General features: G+C 56.2%; 20 protein-coding genes. 9 read left to right on the top strand and 11 right to left on the bottom strand.

Features of this window, described 5'->3' with window-relative positions:
• Window positions 1-378: 378 nt before the first annotated feature.
• The 3 genes from parE to R8G34_07160 all read left to right on the top strand — a co-directional run bounded on the left by parE (window position 379) and on the right by R8G34_07160 (window position 4,487).
• Window positions 379-2,337: a DNA topoisomerase IV subunit B gene (gene parE, locus R8G34_07150; GenBank protein MDW3222655.1), complete on the top strand. Its 1,959-nt coding sequence runs from the start codon at window positions 379-381 to the stop codon at window positions 2,335-2,337.
• Window positions 2,337-3,041 (top strand): hypothetical protein, encoded by a 705-nt coding sequence (locus R8G34_07155; protein MDW3222656.1) that lies wholly within the window; start codon window positions 2,337-2,339, stop codon window positions 3,039-3,041. The genes parE and R8G34_07155 overlap by 1 nt, the downstream gene beginning before the upstream one ends.
• Window positions 3,042-3,797: 756 nt before the next feature.
• Window positions 3,798-4,487: a hypothetical protein gene (locus R8G34_07160; GenBank protein ID MDW3222657.1), complete on the top strand. Its 690-nt coding sequence runs from the start codon at window positions 3,798-3,800 to the stop codon at window positions 4,485-4,487.
• Here the strand turns inward: R8G34_07160 and R8G34_07165 are convergent, their stop codons facing one another.
• Window positions 4,488-4,823 carry a c-type cytochrome gene (locus tag R8G34_07165; GenBank protein ID MDW3222658.1) on the bottom strand — a complete coding sequence of 112 codons (336 nt, stop codon included), beginning with the start codon at window positions 4,821-4,823 and terminating at the stop codon, window positions 4,488-4,490.
• 185 nt (window positions 4,824-5,008) lie between these two features.
• On the opposite strand from R8G34_07165, the gene R8G34_07170 reads away from it, so the two are divergent.
• Window positions 5,009-5,443: a DMT family transporter gene (locus R8G34_07170; GenBank protein ID MDW3222659.1), complete on the top strand. Its 435-nt coding sequence runs from the start codon at window positions 5,009-5,011 to the stop codon at window positions 5,441-5,443.
• Here the strand turns inward: R8G34_07170 and R8G34_07175 are convergent.
• The 5 genes from R8G34_07175 to R8G34_07195 form a co-directional block, all read right to left on the bottom strand.
• On the bottom strand, window positions 5,440-6,423 hold the full coding sequence (locus R8G34_07175; protein ID MDW3222660.1) for an Ldh family oxidoreductase: 984 nt from the start codon (window positions 6,421-6,423) through the stop codon (window positions 5,440-5,442). The two genes, R8G34_07170 and R8G34_07175, sit on opposite strands and share 4 nt — an antisense overlap.
• 72 nt (window positions 6,424-6,495) lie before the next feature.
• Window positions 6,496-7,179 carry an ABC transporter ATP-binding protein gene (locus R8G34_07180; protein ID MDW3222661.1) on the bottom strand — a complete coding sequence of 228 codons (684 nt, stop codon included), beginning with the start codon at window positions 7,177-7,179 and terminating at the stop codon, window positions 6,496-6,498.
• Window positions 7,172-8,458: a lipoprotein-releasing ABC transporter permease subunit gene (locus R8G34_07185; GenBank protein ID MDW3222662.1), complete on the bottom strand. Its 1,287-nt coding sequence runs from the start codon at window positions 8,456-8,458 to the stop codon at window positions 7,172-7,174. Before R8G34_07185 ends, R8G34_07180 begins: the two co-directional genes overlap by 8 nt.
• 52 nt (window positions 8,459-8,510) lie before the next feature.
• Window positions 8,511-9,008: a DUF2937 family protein gene (locus R8G34_07190; GenBank protein ID MDW3222663.1), complete on the bottom strand. Its 498-nt coding sequence runs from the start codon at window positions 9,006-9,008 to the stop codon at window positions 8,511-8,513.
• 69 nt (window positions 9,009-9,077) lie between these two features.
• Window positions 9,078-10,469: a proline--tRNA ligase gene (locus R8G34_07195; protein MDW3222664.1), complete on the bottom strand. Its 1,392-nt coding sequence runs from the start codon at window positions 10,467-10,469 to the stop codon at window positions 9,078-9,080.
• Between the two features lie 248 nt (window positions 10,470-10,717).
• Here R8G34_07195 and R8G34_07200 point away from each other — a divergent pair, with 248 nt between their 5' ends.
• The 5 genes from R8G34_07200 to R8G34_07220 all read left to right on the top strand — a co-directional run bounded on the left by R8G34_07200 (window position 10,718) and on the right by R8G34_07220 (window position 17,057).
• Window positions 10,718-11,233, top strand: coding sequence for a fasciclin domain-containing protein (locus tag R8G34_07200; protein ID MDW3222665.1), 516 nt, complete (start codon window positions 10,718-10,720; stop codon window positions 11,231-11,233).
• A gap of 177 nt (window positions 11,234-11,410) precedes the next feature.
• On the top strand, window positions 11,411-12,478 hold the full coding sequence (locus R8G34_07205; GenBank protein MDW3222666.1) for an AI-2E family transporter: 1,068 nt from the start codon (window positions 11,411-11,413) through the stop codon (window positions 12,476-12,478).
• Between the two features lies 1 nt (window position 12,479).
• Entirely contained in the window at window positions 12,480-13,154 is a 675-nt protein-coding gene (locus R8G34_07210) for a chromosomal replication initiator DnaA (protein MDW3222667.1), read from the top strand.
• Between the two features lie 41 nt (window positions 13,155-13,195).
• Window positions 13,196-15,370: an RNA degradosome polyphosphate kinase gene (locus tag R8G34_07215; GenBank protein MDW3222668.1), complete on the top strand. Its 2,175-nt coding sequence runs from the start codon at window positions 13,196-13,198 to the stop codon at window positions 15,368-15,370.
• 94 nt (window positions 15,371-15,464) lie between these two features.
• Window positions 15,465-17,057: a Ppx/GppA family phosphatase gene (locus R8G34_07220; GenBank protein ID MDW3222669.1), complete on the top strand. Its 1,593-nt coding sequence runs from the start codon at window positions 15,465-15,467 to the stop codon at window positions 17,055-17,057.
• Here R8G34_07220 and R8G34_07225 read toward each other — a convergent pair.
• The 5 genes from R8G34_07225 to R8G34_07245 are packed head-to-tail and all read right to left on the bottom strand — an operon-like array spanning window position 17,042 to window position 20,224.
• On the bottom strand, window positions 17,042-17,362 hold the full coding sequence (locus R8G34_07225; GenBank protein MDW3222670.1) for a hypothetical protein: 321 nt from the start codon (window positions 17,360-17,362) through the stop codon (window positions 17,042-17,044). The two genes, R8G34_07220 and R8G34_07225, sit on opposite strands and share 16 nt — an antisense overlap.
• A 37-nt stretch (window positions 17,363-17,399) precedes the next feature.
• Window positions 17,400-18,404, bottom strand: a complete 1,005-nt coding sequence (locus R8G34_07230) for an endonuclease/exonuclease/phosphatase family protein (GenBank protein MDW3222671.1) — start codon at window positions 18,402-18,404, stop codon at window positions 17,400-17,402.
• On the bottom strand, window positions 18,404-19,084 hold the full coding sequence (locus R8G34_07235; protein ID MDW3222672.1) for a molecular chaperone DjiA: 681 nt from the start codon (window positions 19,082-19,084) through the stop codon (window positions 18,404-18,406). Before R8G34_07235 ends, R8G34_07230 begins: the two co-directional genes overlap by 1 nt.
• Window positions 19,085-19,136: 52 nt before the next feature.
• Window positions 19,137-19,613 (bottom strand): N-acetyltransferase family protein, encoded by a 477-nt coding sequence (locus tag R8G34_07240; GenBank protein ID MDW3222673.1) that lies wholly within the window; start codon window positions 19,611-19,613, stop codon window positions 19,137-19,139.
• Window positions 19,613-20,224: a VOC family protein gene (locus R8G34_07245; GenBank protein MDW3222674.1), complete on the bottom strand. Its 612-nt coding sequence runs from the start codon at window positions 20,222-20,224 to the stop codon at window positions 19,613-19,615. The genes R8G34_07240 and R8G34_07245 overlap by 1 nt, the downstream gene beginning before the upstream one ends.
• Window positions 20,225-20,338 lie beyond the last annotated feature (114 nt).

The following is a 20,338-nucleotide window of genomic DNA, read 5'->3' on the forward strand; positions in this document are numbered from 1 at the left end:
CTCGTTCCGCTCAAATGAGCGCCTGGACGATTGCAATTACCGCCGCGCAGCCGCTGCTCATCTAGCACTTGTTAATTCTTCTGTTATGCGACCGGCAATCGGTCACAAGTCCGATCAAAAAACAGGCGGAAAACAGGCCAGCAGGCAATAATACTAAAAACCGCTCGCATCGCGGGAAATTCCATCCGTCATATGGGAACAATCTTTGGTGCCACACGTCATTTTTGGTCTTTTCCACCGTTTTCATTCGCTTTTTAGCGCACCTCATCACCCTCCACATCGAGTGATTCGTTTTCATAAACTGGCACTGGCAAGCCTTCCCCATAGGCACCGGCTCTGTCATACTTGGCTCAACTCATAAATGAGGTTCGAGCCCCCATGCCCAACGATCTGCTGTCCAACACGGACGCCCCCGCCTATGACGCCGCCTCCATCGAGGTCCTTGAAGGGCTGGAACCCGTGCGCAAACGCCCCGGCATGTACATCGGCGGCACCGATGAACGCGCCCTGCACCATCTGGTGGCCGAAGTGCTCGACAACTCCATGGACGAGGCCGTCGCAGGCCACGCCAACCGGATCGAGGTCGAATTGCACGCCGATTACGCCGTCACCATCCGCGACAATGGCCGGGGTATTCCCATCGATCCGCACCCAAAATTCCCGGACAAATCCGCGCTCGAGGTCATCCTGTGCACGCTCCATGCGGGCGGCAAATTCTCCGGCAAAGCCTATGAAACCTCCGGCGGTCTGCACGGGGTCGGCGCTTCCGTGGTCAACGCGCTCAGCGATTCCATGGTCGTTCAGGTGGCCCGCAACAAGGAACTCCATGAACAACGCTTTTCACGCGGGCTTCCTCTGGGCCCCGTCGAAATGGTGGGGGCTGCCCCCAACCGGCGCGGCACCACCGTCACCTTCCACGCGGATGAAGAAATCTTTGGCTCCCACCGCTTCAAACCCGCGCGATTGTTCAAATCCATCCGCTCAAAGGCCTATCTGTTTTCGGGCGTCGAAATCCGCTGGAAATCCCATATCGAGGACGGCGAAACTCCGACAGAGGCCACCTTCCACTTCCCCGGCGGCCTGTCGGACTACCTTAATGAAACGCTCGGCAAGGCCACAACCTACGCCGACAAACCCTTTGCCGGAACCGTTGATTTCAAAGAGAAATTCGGCCAACCGGGCAAGGTCGAATGGGCCATCAACTGGACCCCCTCGCGCGATGGCTTCATCCAATCCTACTGCAACACGGTCCCCACGCCCGAAGGCGGCACCCATGTCGCCGGGTTCTGGGCTGCGATCCTCAAGGGCATCAAGGCCTACGGTGAACTTTCAAACACCAAAAAAGCCGCCCAAATCACCCGTGAAGACCTCACATCGGGCGGCTGCGCGCTCGTTTCCTGTTTCATCGCCGAACCCGCTTTTGTCGGCCAGACCAAGGACCGCCTCTCCACCGAGGCCGCGGCCAAAATGACTGAAGGCGCTGTGCGCGACCACTTCGACAACTGGCTGGCCAATGACACGAAATCCGCCGGGGCCATCCTCGATTTTCTGGTGCTGCGCGCCGAAGAACGCCTGCGCCGACGTCAGGAAAAAGAGACCGCGCGCAAATCGGCCACCAAAAAGCTGCGCTTGCCCGGCAAACTCACCGATTGCACCTCCAAATCCCGTGAAGGCACCGAATTGTTCATCGTGGAGGGCGATTCAGCAGGTGGATCGGGCAAAGGCGCGCGCAACCGCAACACGCAAGCGCTCCTGCCGCTCAAGGGTAAAATCCTCAACGTGCTGGGCGCGGCCTCCTCAAAACTCGGCACCAATGCGGAGATTTCCGATCTCTGCGAGGCGCTGGGATGTGGCATGGGCACGCGCTTTAACCTTGATGATCTGCGCTATGACAAGATCATCATCATGACCGACGCGGATGTGGACGGCGCTCATATCGCCGCCCTCCTGATGACGTTTTTCTTTACCCAGATGCGCCCGCTGATCGACGCCGGCCACCTCTACCTCGCCTGCCCGCCCCTGTTCCGCCTGACCCAAGGCGCCAAACGCGTCTATTGTCTGGATGAAGACGAGAAAAACGCCTGGCTGGAAAAAGGCCTCGGCGGCAAAGGCAAAATCGACGTCTCCCGCTTCAAGGGCCTTGGTGAAATGGACGCCAAGGATCTGAAAGAAACCACCATGGACCCGACGACGCGCAAACTCATCCGCGTGTCGATTGACGAGGACATGCCCGGCGAAACCGGCGATCTAGTCGAGCGTCTGATGGGGAAGAAGCCCGAACTGAGGTATCAATACATTCAGGAAAACGCGAAGTTTGTGGAGGAGTTGGATGTTTGATGGATGATGTATCGAAACGCCCACGCCTAGGAATTGCTTTAACGATCATTTACCTAACGGTCGTCGGTCTAATCGTTGTCGTCAACTGGCAAAGTTTCGCGCGACTTGAACCCAATGCTTGGGGAGACTTCTTGGCTGGATCACTTGGTCTTCTTGCGCTTTTCTGGCTCATACTAGGATATTTCCAGCAAGGTGATGAACTCCGAAACAGCGTAAGAGCACTGGAACAACAGTCAAAAGAACTTTCAGCTTCAGTGCAACAACAGCGTGATTTGGTAAAAAGTAACGAGAATGCAGCAAAGCTCGAAATTCAGCGGTTTTTGGGATCACTCGAGATTGAAGCAGCCAAATTACAGGATAACATGCGTTTTGACGCCCGGTTGCTGCCGTCCCTTTTAAGTGACTATGACTCTAACGGCAGAGCCCATTTAACGTTTTCACATGGCGTAAAAAGCGGTGCCGTGGAACAGCATGATAATGAAGTGGCTGAACTCACCAAAGAAATTACAAAGATATTAGAAAACACAGAAACCCTGCAGGACATCCCGATACCAAATGAACAGGATCAGTTAATCCGCATTCTTCGAGTGCTCCATACAAAGCAAACAGAAGCGGCCGAGATGCGCAAATCTCTCGAGGCGAAGTTATCTGAAATCTCTGAAAAGCAAAGACTTCGCGCGATGAATCGACAAACCACTAGCTGACTCCAAAGAACCAGCCATCGTTTAGAAATACGCCCGACCCTCCCCACGGGAGGGCGCACTTCGTGCACCCTGGTCTTCGACCGCTCCGGCCTCAAACTGTCCACTGGACAGTTTACAAAACGCCCTCCGGCCCGAGGTCGGGCGCGGCCCATTCGATCTGTTTCACTTGATATCCGCTACGTCCGGGGCTCCGCCCGTTCAGATCTCAAACTCTCTCCCAGAGAGTTTGCAAGACGGTCCTCACCCATCCCCCACGGGGAGGGCGCATTTCATGCCCCCTCGATGCTATCGCATCCTTCCGGGCTGAAACTATCCACTGGACAGTTTGCAAAACGCCCTCCGACCCGAGGGTGAAACAGGAATCAGAAACCTGCCAGTGGCTGGTTTCCCTGTTGAGCGGGCGGAGCCCCGTACGGGCGTGGCACTAACTTCTGTTTCACGATGTACCCGGACACAGTTTTGAGCATTACTCACCGCCCCGGGGCTCCGCCCGTTCGCGGCTCAAGCGCTCCCCGGAGCGTTTGCCGGGCTAGGCCCGGATCGCCGCTCTCCCCAACCGTACACAGGTCGGTGTACAGCCTGTGTACAGGTTGTGTACGGATGTCACAGACCATTTTCCTCCTTCAAGGCTCCTGTCGCACAGTGTCGACCCGGGGCCCCATCCCCGCCACAGACACCAAAAATCCTGACGCGGAATTTACCGCATCTGCCAATTTTCACCTTGATCCCGCCCCCTGTTTCAGGCCCACTCACACCATGCGCGCACTCTTCACAGGCCTGATCATTTCATCCGTTTTTCTGTCGTCATGCGGTCGCCCGTTGACTCCGACTGAAACGGCATTTGCTCAAGCAATTCATGGGGATACGCTCGACATCTCCAAGGTGCGTCTGGTGGATGGCGCCCCCACCCGCGCCGTCACCTTCGAGCGCAAACCGCGCCCGCGCACCACCTGCCGCGAGCGCATCGTGCCACCCGTCAAGGCCGAAACCGTGACGTCAAAACCCGCTGCCGTCGCGCTTTACAATCACATCCTGTTTGATCGCGACTGGTATCTGGACGACTATCTCCCTGAATACCCTAACGAAATCGGCCTTGTGGCCGCCATGCTCTTTGCCCATGAGATGGTCCATGTGTGGCAATGGCAGAACCGGAAACAGACGGGCTACACCCCATTGCGCGCCGCTTTTGAACATGATGGCGCGCGTGATCCCTACCTGTTTGATCTGGATGCCAACCCACAGTTCAGCGATTTCGGCTTTGAACAGCAAGGGGCCATTATGGAAGAATTCGTCTGTTGCCGCGCGCTGGATCCAACCGCGCCGCGCACGCAGCGTCTACACGATATGATTTCCCAAGCCATGCCCGTGACGCCACTCCCGGATGCACGCGAGTACTCCGTTGGCCTCCCGTGGGAAGGCGTTGAATTAAAAGGGATTTGCAGTTAGTCAGGGCCGCTGCACAGTTTCCAGAAAAAGCAGCAGATCAGCCTGTGTTGCCGTGGTGCGCAGGCGCGTGCGATCGACACGAACGCGCTTTTTTCGATCGCTTTGAAGCCCGGTGAAACCAACCATCTGGCGACCCCTCATCCCTCCGATGGCGTATCCCTCCAGGACCGCAGCCGTTTCATAGACGGGGAATGTGCCACCGTTCCGGCTGCGCAATCGCGTGAGATCCGGCGGTGTTTTACTCAGGCCAAAAACGCCACCGCCACCGCCGCCCTTTGCATCACCACCGTGACAAGCCGCGCAATTCGCAGCGTAAAGCGCCGCGCCTCGGCGCACATCATCTCTCCCAGACCCACTGCACGCTGTCACCAGCGCAGAAATCAATAACAATAACAGACTTGGACGGATCACCGAAGAACCCTCGTATTTTCACGTATTTGACGCAGCTGCGTTCAATCAAGCTTGCTCAAATGATGTCGCACCTGCATGGTCACACGACACATCATAAAGGAGATGTATGAATGGCCCATTACGCGGCAATTATGTTGTTGGCCGGCATTGGCATTCCGCTGCTTGCAGCTCTTAACGCCGCATTGGGCGTCCGGATCGGATCGCCTGCCGCAGCCGCTACGGTGCTGTTTGCAGTCGCTTTTACGTCCTGCGTCGTGGTGATGTTAGTGACTGGCCCGCAGGCTCTCACCAAGGTGGCATCTGCACCAAGACATCTGTTTCTGGCCGGTATTCTGATTGCCTTTTATGTGCTCACAATCACCTATATCGCACCCACTTTCGGCGTCGGAAATGCGGTTTTTTTCGTGCTGTTGGGACAATTGATAAGCGCCGCTGCGATTGATCACTTTGGGCTGTTCGGCGCGCGGATAAACCCCATGGACGGGACACGCACGCTCGGCATCGCATTGATGACCGCAGGCGTTTTCATCACCCAAAAAGCCTAGCGGCCATTCGCGAGTTCGCGCAAGCGCTGCCAAGTGTGATCATCCACCTCCACCTGCCGTGCCATTTTCCGGTGTTGACCCGGGATCCGTACCCCCTCATCCTGCACCGCACTTTCACACAATTCGGCCAGCCGGGCTTCAAAGGCAGAAGACGAACCGGGATCCAACAAGATGTAATACTGCCCAAGATCATGCGGTGGGCCATCCGGTGCCTTGAGAGGTTTGACCTTTCGCGACAACACCGACCCGGTCATGCCTGCCGCCAGGATTTCAGCCATCAAACCAAATCCCCAGCCCTTGGGTCCACCAAGTGATACCAAAGACCCCGACAGGGCCGCGTCCGGATCGGTGGTTGGATTGCCTTGTGCATCTAGCGCCCATCCCAGCGGGATCTTTTGTCCCATAGCTTTGGCCATTGTGATCTTGCCCAGGGCCACAGCGGTGGTGGATTGATCAAATTGCATGGCAATTTCGCCCTCCTCGCCGGGCACCGAAAACGCAATCGGATTGGTGCCGATGACTCGGCTATTTCCCCCAGGTGCTGCGACGATCGGGGAGGCGTTGGTGAATCCGATTCCGATGCAGCCCGCGCGCGCGATCTGTTCGGTGAAATACCCCAGAGACGTGCAGGTGTGCGCATGCCCAATGGCCAGCGTCGCAGTTCCGAACTGGCGCGCTGCGTCTAGCGCGGGAACCAACCCATAGGAAAATGCAGGCTGCGCAAACCCGAACCCCGCATCCACATGAACCACGGCCGGACGCGGGGTTGACACAATGGGTGTCACATCGCCTTTCACACGCCCGGTCTTCAGTTGCAGGCAGTAGCTTTCCAAGTAGTAAAGGCCGCAGATCTTGTTCCCATAGCCCTCCGCCTCACGCACAGCACGCGCGACCTCTGACGCAACAAATGGCGCCGCACCATGTGTCAACAGCGCCTGCTGTGTGATGGTTTCGATTTCTTCAAGTGAATAGCGTGTCATGTGCATATTTCCTGCGTCGGATCGGGTCAGGTTGATCCCGCTTTGCGCACTTCGTCAAGCACCAGATAGACGTTACGCGGTGACCAACCTGCCCGCTTCAAGGCGGATCTGACGATCCATGCGCCCGGCAAGTTCCATGTTATGCGTAGCAATCAGGGCGGACAATCCAGTGCCGCGCACAAGATCCAACAAGGCGTCAAACACCTGCTCTGATGTAGCTGGATCCAGATTGCCCGTGGGCTCATCCGCAAGCAGCAGTTTTGGCTGATTGGCCAATGCCCGACAAAAAGCAACGCGCTGCTGTTCTCCCCCTGACATGGCTGCGGGGCGATGTGCAGCGCGTGCCGCGACGCCGACGCGCTCCAGCAGTTCCTCAGCGCGCGACCGCGCCGTGGTACGGGGTTCACCGTTGGCCAATTGCGGCAACATCGTGTTTTCCAGTGCGGAAAACTCGGGAAGCAAGTGATGGAATTGATAAATGAACCCGACATCGCGGCGCCGTACTGCAGTGCGTTTGGCGTCCGGTTGACCAGTCATGTTCTGCCCCACAATTTCGACCGTTCCCTGATCAGCTGTATCCAGCAGTCCCGCAATATGCAAAAGCGTGGACTTGCCGGCGCCTGAGGGCGCAACCAACGCGACAATTTCACCCCTATTCACCGTCAGGTCGATGTCGCGCAGAACGCTCACCTCCCCTGGCAGACCACGGTTGTAGGATTTCACCACACCGTGCAGTGCAAGTATCGCGTCACTCATAGCGCAACGCCTCAACAGGGTTCATCCGGGCCGCGCGCCGGGCAGGGAAAATCGTTACGACGAAAGACAGACCCAAAGACAATGCAACTGCCGAAAGTACGTCTCGCAAATGCAATTCAGCAGGCAAGGCATAGATGCCCCGGATGGATGGATCCCAAACACCGCCCCCCATCATGACGTTCACAAAGCTGAAGATCGGGTCGATATAGAGCGCAAAGAGCGAACCCAGAATGACGCCAAACAGAGTGCCCAAAATGCCCGTGAAAGCGCCGCAAATGAAGAAAACCCGCATGATCGAGCCTTGCGTCAGCCCTATGGTACGTAAAATGCCGATGTCGCGACCCTTGTTCTTGACCAGCATAATCAGACCCGACACGATGTTCATGGCCGCAATCAAAACGAGGATCGACAGGATGATGAACATCACATTATCTTCGACTTCGAGCGCTCTGAGGAAGCCGCCCGATGCGTCCTGCCAGGTCCAGACCTGTGCCCGTTCGCCGGCGGCCTGCAACAGGGCGGGGTTCATCGTTCTTACGCTCTCAGGCTCTTCAACCATCACTTCAATTTCATCCGCAAAGCCTTCGCGGTTAAAGAATAATTGGGCTTCGGAAAGTGGCAGATAAGCACGTGTTCTGTCGATGTCATATCGCCCGGCGGTAAACACATAGGTGACATCATAAGCGTTCACCCGGGGCGACGTGCCAAAGGCGGTTTTGACCCCGTTCGGAGAAATCAGTTTCACCCTGTCGCCAACCGTAACACCGAGTTCCCGCGCGACGCCGGAGCCGATTGCAATGCCCTGTGCGAAATCCGCGATTTCGCCGCGGGCGGTCTCGGGGTCGGCGATACGGGGCAAGGTCGCCAGATCCCCGGGCGCGATGCCGTAAACCTCAACGCCTGCATTGCGCCCCTGAAAAGCCGCCATCACTTGTCCGCGCACCAGCGGGGCCGCGCGCGTCACACCGGGCACTGCAGCGATACGTTGCGCCAGCCCCGTGTAGTCCGCGATGGTTCTGTCCACGCGCCCATCTTCGGTAATCTGACCGAGCGAATAGACGGTGACATGCGCATTGGACCCAAGAATTGTATCGACGAATTCGGCTCGAAACCCAGAGCGCACCGCCAGTGTTGCAATCAAGGCAAATACCGCCAGAGTAATACCTATCAAGCTGATCCAGGTCATCACGCTGACCCCGCCTTCGGCGCGGCGCGCGCGCAGATATCGCCAGGCAATCATCCATTCGAAGGGCGCAAAAGGAGCGGTCGATGTGGCCATAATTATTCCTCATCACAAACTGCGCGCAACCTGAGGCTTTGCCTTCAGAGCGTCAAGCGCGCATTACCCTACGCCGAAACGGCAATCGAAAAACCGCCAGAGTTAACTGAAAAATGCACGTGGCGATCCCGAAACCAAAGGCCGCGAAAAGAAGCGTTGCGACAGATATGGGGAAGGCTGGCTGAAAAGCCCGCCAGGCACGCGCGGCGATTTCAATATCTGCCAATGAACCTGCGTGATAGGCGCGCATGAACGGTCCCTGCCCCTGCAACGTGTCAAGATCCAGACGCAAGCTGTCATAGCGTTCAATTGTGCGGGTCATATCGGCGCGGCGTCGTTCTACGAATGCCGTGCCCTGCATTTCTCCCAGGGCGGCATCCCGGGTCAATCCCTCTGCCGCCGCTGAGGCGTCAAAATCAACGACAACCTGATGCAAGGCGTCCACCGCCCCGCCAAGACGCTGCATGTATTGCTGGGAATAGGCGGGGAACTGGGCCGCCCCAAATCCGCCTGCCAGCCCTGCGGCCAATCCCATGGCGCGAAGGATCATCGCTATGCTCCTGCTCTCCCCCAGGAGGCATTAGGGCATTCTAACAGACAGGCGCTCTGCCGCAAACCCTCAGATATAGGTATGGAATGATCGCTTGCCCATCATCTGGACATGTTCACTACCGTGGTGCCCGTCATAAATCTCGGCGATCTTTTTCACGGCCTGTTCGGGCGGCAGTTCTTCGCTTTCCCCAGTGCGTCGGCTGGTCAGTTCAACCAAGCCGCGCTTCAGACCGCGCGGCCCCACCGTTATGCGCCATGGCAAACCAATGAGGTCCATGGTGGCAAACTTTCCGCCTGCCCGCTCATCGCGATCATCATAAAGCGGCTCCAGCCCAAGACCTTCCAGTTTGGAATAGAGACCCTCGCAGGCCGCGTCTGCCTCCGCGTCGCCTTGTTTGAGGTTTACAATACCGCAATGATAAGGTGTCACGCCTTCGGGCCAGATGATGCCCTTGTCGTCATGGCTGGCCTCGATGATCGCACCGACAAGACGGCTGACACCAATACCGTGGCTACCCATATGTACCGGCACGGGCTTGCCATCAGGACCCTGCACCGTCGCCCCCATGGCCTCGGAATACTTGGTGCCAAAGTAGAAAATCTGCCCCACTTCGATACCGCGCGCCGTCCGGCGACGTTCTTCAGGGATCTGCTCGAACAGCGCCGCATCATGCGTCTCATCCGTGCGCGCATATTTCGACGTGAATTCTTCGAGCACACCGGCACATTGATCGACGCTGTCATAGTCGATTTTGCGATCGCCGAACGTAAGGTCTGTCACTGCGCTGTCGTAAAACACTTCAGACTCGCCGGTGTCTGCCAGGACCAGAAACTCATGCGTGTTGTCACCGCCGATGGGTCCGCTGTCCGCACGCATCGGTATCGCCTGCAAACCCATCCGCTCGTAGGTGCGCAGATAGCTCACAAGGTGACGGTTGTATGCATGCAGCGCGTCCTCCTTGGTCAGATCGAAATTGTATCCATCCTTCATAAAGAATTCGCGGCCCCGCATGACACCAAACCGCGGGCGCATTTCGTCGCGAAATTTCCACTGGATATGATAGAGCGTCAGCGGAAGATCCTTGTAGCTGCCCACATGAGACCGGAAAATATCAGTGATCATCTCCTCGTTGGTGGGCCCATAGAGCATATCGCGGTCCTGTCGGTCGCGCACGCGCAGCATTTCAGGACCATAGGCGTCATAACGCCCACTTTCCCGCCACAGATCCGCAGATTGCAGCGTCGGCATCAACATCGCGATATGGCCGGCCCGCGCCTGCTCTTCATGCACAATATTTTCAAGTTTGCGCAGCACCTTGAAGCCAAGAGGCAACCACGAATAAATCCCAGCGGAGTTCTGCTTGATCATGCCCGCGCGCAACATAAGCCGGTGGCTCACAATCTGAGCTTCTGCAGGGTTTTCGCGCAGCACAGGCAGGAAATAGCGGGTCAGGCGCATGGGACGTCCTCTCAAATCACAGGTCATCCCTGATTAGGCCAAAGAACGTGAGCCCGCAATCGTGAAACCTGCAACCTTTCAAAAGCGCCTGACCACACACGCTATAGTAGAATATTCCCAAACAAATGTCACGTGTGCAAATATTACACATTTCTCACAAAGCCGCGAGGGCCCTGATCCGTTGTGTAATCGGTGCCGTAAGCCTTGCATGTCAAACAGGCATACCCATTGAATTATAAGGATCATCCATGACGCATTTCCGTAACCTTGCTGCAACCGTAGCGACCGCAATGACCCTCTCCACTGGCGCACAGGCCGCAAACATCGTCGAGATCGCGTCGGGCGATGATCGTTTTTCCACACTTGTGGCTGCGGTATCGGCTGCCGGTTTGGTTGAGACGTTGCAAGGACCCGGCCCTTTCACCGTTTATGCCCCGGTGAATGAAGCTTTTGCAGCCCTGCCCGAGGGAACCGTAGAAACGCTGTTGCAACCAGAAAACAAAGAACAACTGACCAACGTGCTGCTCTATCACGTGGATGATCGCAAACTGACCGCCGAAATGATCCCGAACGGGTCGAACTATTTCAAGCCGGTCCTCGCCTCCGAGCGTCTGTGCATCAGCAAGAGCGCCAACGGCGTGACAATTGCGGATGGTACTGGCGAGATGGCAACCGTGGTTGTGGCGAACATCGAGGCCGACAATGGTGTGATTCATGTCGTCGACAAAGTGCTGCTGCCAGGCACGCGTCCCGCCTGCCACTGACGCCTCTTTTAAGCAAACAAAAGGCCCCGCAAAACGCGAGGCCTTTTGGCCAAACCCCGCCGGAATTTCGCGCAAACCGACGCAAACGCCCCGTCACATCTCACAATCCAGCTTTAAAGCCTTGAAACGCGCGCCTGCATGAGCGATGTCAGCCTCATTCGATACGCCGGAGCACGCATGGCACTGCCTGTCCACAAACAGCTTACCTATTGGGGGATCGCAACGGCGGTTTTCCTGATTATTCTGTGGTCGTTGGGCCATGTGCTGTTGCCTTTTATCCTAGGCGGTGCAATCGCCTACTTTCTGGACCCGATCGCAGACAAGCTTGAACGTTTCGGACTGAGCCGCATCGCGGCAACGGGCGTTATTACGGTCGCGGGTATTTTCATCTTCGTGATGATGGCACTACTGGTGATCCCAACACTGACCAATCAGGCACTTGCCCTCTTCAACGTGGCCCCAGAATACTCCCGTAGCATCAGCAACTTCGTCACCGAACGCTTTCCATCTCTACTGGATGCCAGTTCGACCCTGCGTCAGTCGATCGACACAATCGGGGAAACCATCAAGAGCCGCGGCGCCGAGCTTCTGGAAACGGCTTTGGGCTCAGTAGCCTCAATCCTGAATGTCGTTGTTCTGCTGGTAATCGTGCCCGTTGTGTCTGTTTACTTGCTGCTTGACTGGGACCGAATGGTGGCACGCATCGATGAACTCTTGCCGCGCGATCATGCAGACACAATCCGCCAACTGGCGCGCGAAATCGATGCAACCCTGTCCTCCTTTATCCGCGGCATGGGCACTGTCTGTCTCATCCTTGGCACGTACTACGCCATTGCGTTAATGGTGGTTGGCCTGCAATTTGGGCTGGTTGTTGGTTTCATCGCCGGGCTTGTTACCTTCATCCCTTATCTGGGGGCCCTGATCGGTGGCGCGCTGGCTATTGGTTTGGCCCTGTTCCAGTTCTGGGGCGATTGGCTCTCAATCGGGCTGGTCGCGGGCATTTTTGCCATCGGACAGGTTGTCGAAGGTAATATCCTGACCCCGAAATTGGTGGGGAATTCCGTTGGGCTACACCCGGTTTGGCTGATCCTGGCCCTTTCCGTTTTCGGCGCGCTTTTTGGGTTCGTGGGCATGCTGGTTGCTGTTCCAGTTGCCGCGTCAATTGGTGTGATCGCACGCTTTGCAGTGAATCAGTACAAACAGTCGCTGCTCTACCGAGGCCAGTCTGGGCGCGACGGGGACTGATATGTCTGAACAGCTCGGGTTTGATCTACCAAGTGTTCCCGCACTGGGGCGTGCAGATTTTTTGATTGCGCCCTCCAATGCTGTTGCTCTGGCCATGATCGAAAACATGCAATCAGATAAATTGGTCCTGACCGGACCGGATGGGTCCGGCAAAACCCACCTCGCCCATGTCTGGGCCAAGGCTAAAAACGCAACGATCATTCCGGCCACTACAATTACGGAAGAAATGGTGCCTGGCATCGCGCAGGGCTGTGTCGCGGTGGAAGATGTCCCGGATATCGCAGATGACCCGCGCGCACAAACCGCCCTGTTTCACTTGCATAATCTGGTTTTGGCAGAGGGGCATATGTTGCTTTTCACCGGACGCTCGCCCGTGCGGGACTGGGGCATGACCTTACCTGATCTGGTAAGCCGTATCGCTGCTGCCCCGGCGGTTGCTCTGGAAGCGCCGGATGACGCCTTGCTTTCGGCGGTTCTGGCCAAGCTGTTTGCAGATCGGCAACTGACGCCCAAAGCGGATCTGATCCCCTATCTGATCCGCCGGATGGACCGCTCGTTTGCGGCCGCTGGCGCGTTGGTGGATCAACTGGATGCGGCTTCATTGGCGCAAAAACGCCCGATATCACGGACACTTGCGGCTGCTTTGCTGGACAAGGACCGTCCGGACGCGCGATAGTTGTCACGTAAGTATTACAAACCTCATCCTAAAAGGCCTGCATGACACAAGCCGATTTTCTGATCTCAGACTTTCCCGCCGCCGCAGAGATGCCCGATTTTGACCCGAAAGGGCCCGCACGGTTTTTCAACCGTGAACTCAGCTGGCTGGGGTTCAACTGGCGCGTGGTGCAGGAGGCGGAAAACCCGCGCGTGCCCGCTCTCGAACGCTTGCGGTTTCTGTCGATCTCAGCGACCAACCTGGACGAATTCTATACGGTGCGCGTGGCCGGTCTGCGCGAACTTGCGCATGCGGGAAATACAACTCCCGCAGCGGACGGTCTGAGTCCCTCCGAACAACTGCTCCTGATTGATGAAAACGCGCGCCAACTGCTAGAAACACAACAACGCGTGCTGGTGTCTTTGCTCAAAGAACTTGAAGGTGACGGGATTTTTGTCCTGCGCAATGGCGATCTGACGGCTGCGGACCGCAAATACCTCGAAGAAGTATTCCTGACGCAGGTCTTCGCAGTTTTGTCCCCGCTTGCGATTGATCCCGCACACCCGTTTCCGTTCATTCCCAACACCGGCTACGCACTTGCTTTGCAATTGGAGCGAACCTCAGACAAGCGCCCCCTGCAAGCGCTCTTGCCGATTCCTGCTCAGATCGAGCGCTTCATAGCTCTTCCTGCAAAAGATGGACAAAACCGGTTTCTGCCGCTTGAAGAGCTATTGGTGCTGAATATTTCCGGCTTGTTCCCCGGTTACAAACTCAAGGCGCATTTCGAGTTCCGGGTGCTGCGTGACAGCGATCTCGAAGTCGAAGAAGAAGCCGAAGATCTGGTGCGCGAATTCGAAGTGGCCTTGAAGCGACGCCGCCGTGGCGAAGTTGTCCGTTTGACTCATTCTTCCGGGGCACCCGAAAAACTCAAAGCCGTGATCATGGAAGAACTCGACGTTGATCAGGAGGAAGTCATTGAAATTGACGGTATGATCGGCGCGTCAGATCTCAAGGAACTGGTGCTGGAAAGCCGTCCCGATCTTTTGTGGCCAATGTTTGCACCGCGCATCCCTGAACGTGTGACCGATCATGACGGCGACATGCTGGCGGCCATTCGCAACAAGGACATGTTACTGCACCACCCCTATGAAACCTTCGATATGGTCGTGCGGTTCTTGCAGCAAGCGGCGCGCGATCCACTGGTCGTCGCGATTAAACAGACTCTTTATCGCACCTCCCGCGACAGCCCGATTGTCGAAGCACTTTGCGAAGCGGCAGAGGAAGGCAAATCCGTGACCGCTCTGGTGGAACTTAAAGCCCGCTTCGACGAGGCTGCCAATATCCGCCAGTCCCGCCGTCTGGAACGCGCAGGCGCGCATGTGGTCTATGGATTTCTGGATCTGAAAACCCACGCCAAAATCTCAACTGTGGTGCGCCGCGAAGGCAACCAATTGGTGACTTACACCCATTATGGCACTGGAAACTACCACCCCATCACAGCGCGGATTTACACAGACCTGTCCTTGTTTACTTGCGATCAGCGTCTGGGCCGTGATGCAACCAAAGTGTTCAATTATCTGTCTGGCTATGCGCTGCCTGATGGCCTGGACAATCTGGCGATTTCGCCAACGACTCTGAAACCACGACTGCTTGAGTTGATTGGCGCTGAAGCCGATTATGCCCGTGCGGGCAAGCCGGCGGTCATCTGGGCCAAGATGAACTCCTTGATCGACAGTCAGGTCATAGACGCACTTTACGCTGCGAGCCAGGCCGGTGTAAAAATCAGCCTTGTGATCCGGGGAATTTGCGGTCTGCGCCCTGGCGTCAAAGGCCTCAGCGACAACATCCGCGTTAAATCCATTGTTGGTCGGTTTCTTGAGCATTCCCGAATTGTCTGTTTTGGCAACGGCTATGGCTTGCCGCACAAGAAAGCGCGTGTGTTCATTTCATCTGCTGATTGGATGGGACGCAATCTCAACCGTCGGGTCGAAACACTGGTGGAAATCGAAAACGCGACAGTCAAGGCCCAGATCGTAAGCCAGATCATGGCCGCAAACCTTGCCGATGTGGCTCAAAGCTGGGTCATGGGGCCAGATGGCATTTTTGAACGCCCCCCGGTGCCAGAGGGTGCTTTTGCCTTCAACTGCCACCGTTTCTTCATGGAAAACCCATCACTGTCGGGTCGGGGGACTGCGGGCGCGTCAGATGTGCCGAAATTGACCCACACCGAAGACTGAACATTGGCGTAAAAATCGTCGTAAAGAGATCAGCGAATGTTGACCCGCGCGTCGTTTTTGAACAGGGTGCCCCTGCAAAATACCGGATGCCTGCATGACCGAAACGACCGACCTTCCCGCACGCGCGGCACCGCCAACAGATCTAACGGATATCGGTTTGTTTGGGCGACCGCTATTTGAAGACCCAAGCGCACGCGCGTTGTCCCGCGTCGGGGTCGTGGATGTCGGATCCAACTCAGTCCGTCTGGTGGTTTTTGATGGTGCGGCGCGATCACCCGCCTATTTCTACAATGAAAAGATCATGTGCGCCTTGGGTGCAGGTTTGTCAGAAAGCGGCATTTTGAACCCGCAGGGCCGTATCCGCGCCCTGAGCGCACTGCGCCGGTTTCAACATCTGGCTCAGGGCATGGGTCTGGCAGAACTCACTGTCGTTGCGACAGCGGCTGTGCGTGATGCAAGCGATGGTCCCGACTTTCAGGACGAGGTACGCCGCGAAACGGGTCTGCGCATCTGGGCAATCGATGGAAAGGAAGAGGCGCGCCTCTCCGCGCAGGGCGTTCTGTTGGGCTGGCCCGGATCCTACGGGTTGGTCTGCGATATCGGTGGATCTTCGATGGAGCTTGCGGAAATTTCCGAGGGCCGTGTCGGTCGCCGCGTGACCTCTTCGCTGGGCCCTTTGAAACTGCGTGAAATAAAGGGCGGGAAAAAGGGGCGCGATGCCCACATCAAAGCGACCATGGCAGAATTGAAGGAAACCATGGGCAAGCAACGCGACCGTTTGTTTTTAGTTGGCGGATCCTGGCGCGCCATTGCCCGTGTTGATATGTATCGACGCGGTTATCCGCTGCACGTCTTGCATGAGTATCGGATGACGGCTCGGAGCGTGAGCGAAACTGTCAAATACATTCAAGCTGCGGATATTGACGTTTTACGCGGCGCTTGTGGCATTTCCTCAGCGCGCATGAGCCTTGTGCCTTTGGCCACCGAAGTTCTGAGCCGCCTGGTCAAAACGTTTCGCCCTAAAGACATTGCCATCTCGAGCTATGGCATCCGCGAAGGCATGCTCTACGAACAAATGCCGCAACGGCTGCGCGACCGTGATCCATTGATTGAGGCCTGTCGCTTTGCGGAGGCCAAAGACGCACGGATGCCCGGGTTTGGCAAATCACTCTATGCTTTCATCCACCCCATCTTTAAGTCCGTGCCCCTCGCAAGACGTCGCCTGATCAAAGCCGCCTGCCTGTTGCACGACGTCAGTTGGCGCGCGCATCCAGATTATCGGGCCGAGACCTGTTTTGACAATGCTACGCGCGCCAATCTGGGCGGCTTGAAACACTCCGAAAGAGTGTTTCTGGGGCTGGCTCTGTTACACCGCTATTCCAACAAGCGTGAAGGCACGCGGTTTGAAGATCTTTACAACCTGATCGACGAAAAAACGCAACTCGATGCCGAAATTCTGGGCAAGGCCATGCGTTTTGGCGCAATGCTATGGATGACACAGGATGCGGAACGCGGCACTCTGCGCTGGTATCCAAAGAAAAAACAGCTCCATTTACGTTTGACGCCCGACATGGTTCCGCTTTTTGGCGAAGTGGCCGAAGCCCGATTGATGTCCCTTGCGTCCTCTCTTGGGGCGGAAGTGCAAATCAAGAAAGCACGGTCTTCGCAAAGTCAGAGATCAATCTGAGGCGGGACGTCCTCTTGCGGCGTCGCGTCAGGCTTTCGGCGAATTATGATATCCCCATTTTCAAGGATCTCGGGAGTTTCATAGACGGACCAATCCTCAATCTGACCCATCAATTCGGCGAGCGCAGGTCCCATTTGTTCCATGAAGCCACGCATACTCTCGAACGCAGGCTCCATTTCCAAGAGAAGGCCTTCCAGGAATTGCTGTGCACCACGCTCCATCATCGAGGGCGGATTGTCTTCCTGCGCCACCGCAACCGAAGCTGTAAGGTGCAAGATGAGAAAAGCGTTCAGAAAGCGTCGCATGTCCCAAGTATACTCTCAAACTGCCGATTCTTCGAGGTCAGATGTTCATGTCGACAGAAACCGGGAAATGATCCGAAGCAACCATCAACGCGTCGCGTAGCCGTAGATTTGCCTGGCATTCGGGATCGTCAATTGGATGCCAAATACGCCAGTTCCCAGCGCGCGCCCGCAAATCAGGGCTAACCATGATATAGTCCAACAATGCGAGAAGATGACGGTTTTCATCTTCAATCCAGAATCGTGCCGATGTAGGTCCTGTGTCTGACGCCGTGTCCGGCACTTGCATCGCATGCGGATCATAAAGAGCACCCGCCTCACCCTGCATGACTATTTCAACCGATGAACGGCCAAAAAGATCCTCGAATTCATCAAGCCCGGGCCCGTCATTGAGATCTCCCAGAACGATCAGCGGCGTATCATCTGTCAAATGTTGATCAATCCGAGCACGCAGCCAGATCGCCTGAGCCAATTGTTTACGTCTGTTGGCAATCGCCAATTTCATCGCCTGGGAGGCGTTGCGCGCGCCATGCGGTGCCTTGGATTTCAAGTGCGCGCCAATCAATTGAATTTGGCTCCCGGACTTAGTGGTAATCTCCAGTTCCAAAGGCGGTTTTGAAAACCGCACCTCATCGCGCACAGCGTCAATATCAAGGTCTATTTCAAGCGTGCCATCAAAACGGGGAACCTTGACGTTTCCCGGCATCGGAACATGGCGCGCTGTCAAAACGTCAGGGTCAAACAGCAAAGCAATTTCCTGTTGCGTGTCGTTCATGAAACCCATCACCGCGGCGCGGGTACGCAGATCAAAATGGGCAGCAAAACTCTCTAACGCGGGGACGGTTTGGCGCTTGCCATTGGAATCGGGCGCCTCAATGATCATGATCGCGTCCGCGTCCATTGCCTGAAAGACGTCACCTAAGGCCGCGACCTGTTCGGCTTTGGTCACAGTGTAGCGTCCGGACAACTCGCCGCTTGGGTCAAGCCTGTTTTTGCGATCAAACAGCTTTGTGAACCACTCAATATTATATGTCGCCAAGCGCATCAGTGGGCAGTGACGGCGATCTCATCCCAAGCACGATTGATATCCGCCATGCGCTTTTGGGCGAGCTGCATCGCCTCTTCGGGAACGCCGCGTGCCATCATGACATCGGGATGGTTTTCACGTACAAGGCGACGCCAGACGCTGCGTATTTCATCGTGGTTCATGTCTGGAGTGACGCCGAGCACAGTGTACGGGTCTTGCGGCGCGTCCGGTGCGAAACGCATCCTCAGTGCATTGAATTCAGCCTGTGGCAATTCGAAAATCTCAGCAACACGCTCAAGAAATGCATCCTCATTCGGGTGATAAAACCCGTCAGCCATTGCAATATGGAACAGCCCCTCCAGCAGATCACGCAAGGTTTCAGGCGCTCCCGAAAACATGGATTTGATGCGCGCAGCGTAATCCTCAAATCCGGTCACATCCTGCCGTGCAAGGTTAAAAACCTTGGCGGCCCCTGCTTCATCCTTGGCTGCAATGTGAAATACTTCCCGAAAAGCAGTAACTTCGTCGCGCGTCACCTGCCCGTCTGCCTTCGCCATCTTGGCACCCAGCGCAACGACCGCAATTGCAAACGCCACCGACCGTTCCGGCGGGCTGCGTAATTGATCAAATACCTGAGACAGACCTTCACCAGCGGTGAGGGCCGACAGGGCGTCAGAGATACGGGTCCAGATCGACATGCCGCTGAGCATAGCTTCTCATGCCGGGTATGTCAGGTGGTGAAGCGTCGCCTCATAGAACTTTCTGCATCAAAACAAGATCAAGCCATTGTCCTGATTTGTGCCCTACCTGTGGCATCCGCCCCACTTCTGCATATCCCAATTTTCGATGAAATACCTGAGCATCAAGATTGGTATGACTGATTGCGCCCACCATCACATGATGCCCTAATCCTCGCGCAGCACTTTCTGCCGCCTGCATCAAATGCCGCCCGACCCCAGATGCCTGATTTTCATCGGCCACTAGAATGGTGTGTTCGGCTGTTGCGGCATATCCGGGCCCTTCCCGAAAAGGGCCGAAGGTTACAAAGCCAATGAGTTTTTGGTTTGTCAGAGCAACAAAAAATGCGCCCGTTCGCACCCCGATCAAATCCATGATGTCGTGAACAGATTTATCGACTGATGTGAAAGTCGATTGCGTATGGCGGATCATCTGATTCCAAAGGTCGGCTATTTGCACCGCATCCCGCAGTGTCGCAGCGCGGATCATCATGCCAGAACACGTCGGCCATGGGGCGTGTCAAATTCTGCCACAAGGCCACTTTCGCCCGTTTCATAGAACAGGCGATCATCCTTGAGATGCGGCGTGAAAACCGTTTGCAGGACAGTGGCTTGCGGATGTGACACAGTCAAACGGCGCAAGCGCACACCGCATTGGGCGAGCAGTTTCGCCGGACGCTCTTTTGTATCCCATTGAATGAGTGCCGGCGCACAGTTATCAAAGGGCAGAATTCCATTTTCAGGCACCGCCATACGCCAACGCAATGATCCACGCTGCAACGCCACGGGCCTCCCCATATCGGCTGGAATGTTCGACAGCGCCGCGTCAATATCATCAGTGCGGCAAATCCAGTTAGTCAAGCGGGGCGCACCAGTGAAACGGTCAAGATCAAACCAGCGTGATCGGTCGGGGTCTGGTGCATTCGGATCGATTGCAATCGCTTCAAGGTAAAGCCAATCTTCCAAGCCCAACAAAGCGTTATGTGTGAAAAAGACATCATGCTGGCCGCCGGCTTGCAACTTTACACCAAGAGCCGCCTCGACATGTTCGATGGCTTCTACCAGCGTTTCACCGGCAATTGCAATGTGATCAAACTCCAACTCATCCTCCCCGGTTGTCTAACGTTTCGCCTCGTCTGAAGTGAAGGAAACTCAACAGTGATTGACAGTGCGAATGTCTTCGCAAAGAAGGCTGGGCACAAGAGGCATCACGCG

Source organism: Paracoccaceae bacterium, assembly GCA_033344815.1.
In the GTDB taxonomy this organism is placed as follows: Bacteria; Pseudomonadota; Alphaproteobacteria; order Rhodobacterales; family Rhodobacteraceae; genus Roseobacter.

Excerpts from the sequence above, each read along its gene's own strand:
- parE (MDW3222655.1), top strand. The coding sequence starts at position 379 with ATGCCCAACGATCTGCTGTCCAACACGGACGCCCCCGCCTATGACGCC.
- R8G34_07155 (MDW3222656.1), top strand. The coding sequence starts at position 2,337 with ATGGATGATGTATCGAAACGCCCACGCCTAGGAATTGCTTTAACGATC.
- R8G34_07160 (MDW3222657.1), top strand. The coding sequence starts at position 3,798 with ATGCGCGCACTCTTCACAGGCCTGATCATTTCATCCGTTTTTCTGTCG.
- R8G34_07170 (MDW3222659.1), top strand. The coding sequence starts at position 5,009 with ATGGCCCATTACGCGGCAATTATGTTGTTGGCCGGCATTGGCATTCCG.
- R8G34_07175 (MDW3222660.1), bottom strand. The coding sequence starts at position 6,423 with ATGACACGCTATTCACTTGAAGAAATCGAAACCATCACACAGCAGGCG.
- R8G34_07180 (MDW3222661.1), bottom strand. The coding sequence starts at position 7,179 with ATGAGTGACGCGATACTTGCACTGCACGGTGTGGTGAAATCCTACAAC.
- R8G34_07185 (MDW3222662.1), bottom strand. The coding sequence starts at position 8,458 with ATGGCCACATCGACCGCTCCTTTTGCGCCCTTCGAATGGATGATTGCC.
- R8G34_07190 (MDW3222663.1), bottom strand. The coding sequence starts at position 9,008 with ATGATCCTTCGCGCCATGGGATTGGCCGCAGGGCTGGCAGGCGGATTT.
- R8G34_07195 (MDW3222664.1), bottom strand. The coding sequence starts at position 10,469 with ATGCGCCTGACCCGCTATTTCCTGCCTGTGCTGCGCGAAAACCCTGCA.
- R8G34_07200 (MDW3222665.1), top strand. The coding sequence starts at position 10,718 with ATGACGCATTTCCGTAACCTTGCTGCAACCGTAGCGACCGCAATGACC.
- R8G34_07205 (MDW3222666.1), top strand. The coding sequence starts at position 11,411 with ATGGCACTGCCTGTCCACAAACAGCTTACCTATTGGGGGATCGCAACG.
- R8G34_07210 (MDW3222667.1), top strand. The coding sequence starts at position 12,480 with ATGTCTGAACAGCTCGGGTTTGATCTACCAAGTGTTCCCGCACTGGGG.
- R8G34_07215 (MDW3222668.1), top strand. The coding sequence starts at position 13,196 with ATGACACAAGCCGATTTTCTGATCTCAGACTTTCCCGCCGCCGCAGAG.
- R8G34_07220 (MDW3222669.1), top strand. The coding sequence starts at position 15,465 with ATGACCGAAACGACCGACCTTCCCGCACGCGCGGCACCGCCAACAGAT.
- R8G34_07225 (MDW3222670.1), bottom strand. The coding sequence starts at position 17,362 with ATGCGACGCTTTCTGAACGCTTTTCTCATCTTGCACCTTACAGCTTCG.
- R8G34_07230 (MDW3222671.1), bottom strand. The coding sequence starts at position 18,404 with ATGCGCTTGGCGACATATAATATTGAGTGGTTCACAAAGCTGTTTGAT.
- R8G34_07235 (MDW3222672.1), bottom strand. The coding sequence starts at position 19,084 with ATGTCGATCTGGACCCGTATCTCTGACGCCCTGTCGGCCCTCACCGCT.
- R8G34_07240 (MDW3222673.1), bottom strand. The coding sequence starts at position 19,613 with ATGATCCGCGCTGCGACACTGCGGGATGCGGTGCAAATAGCCGACCTT.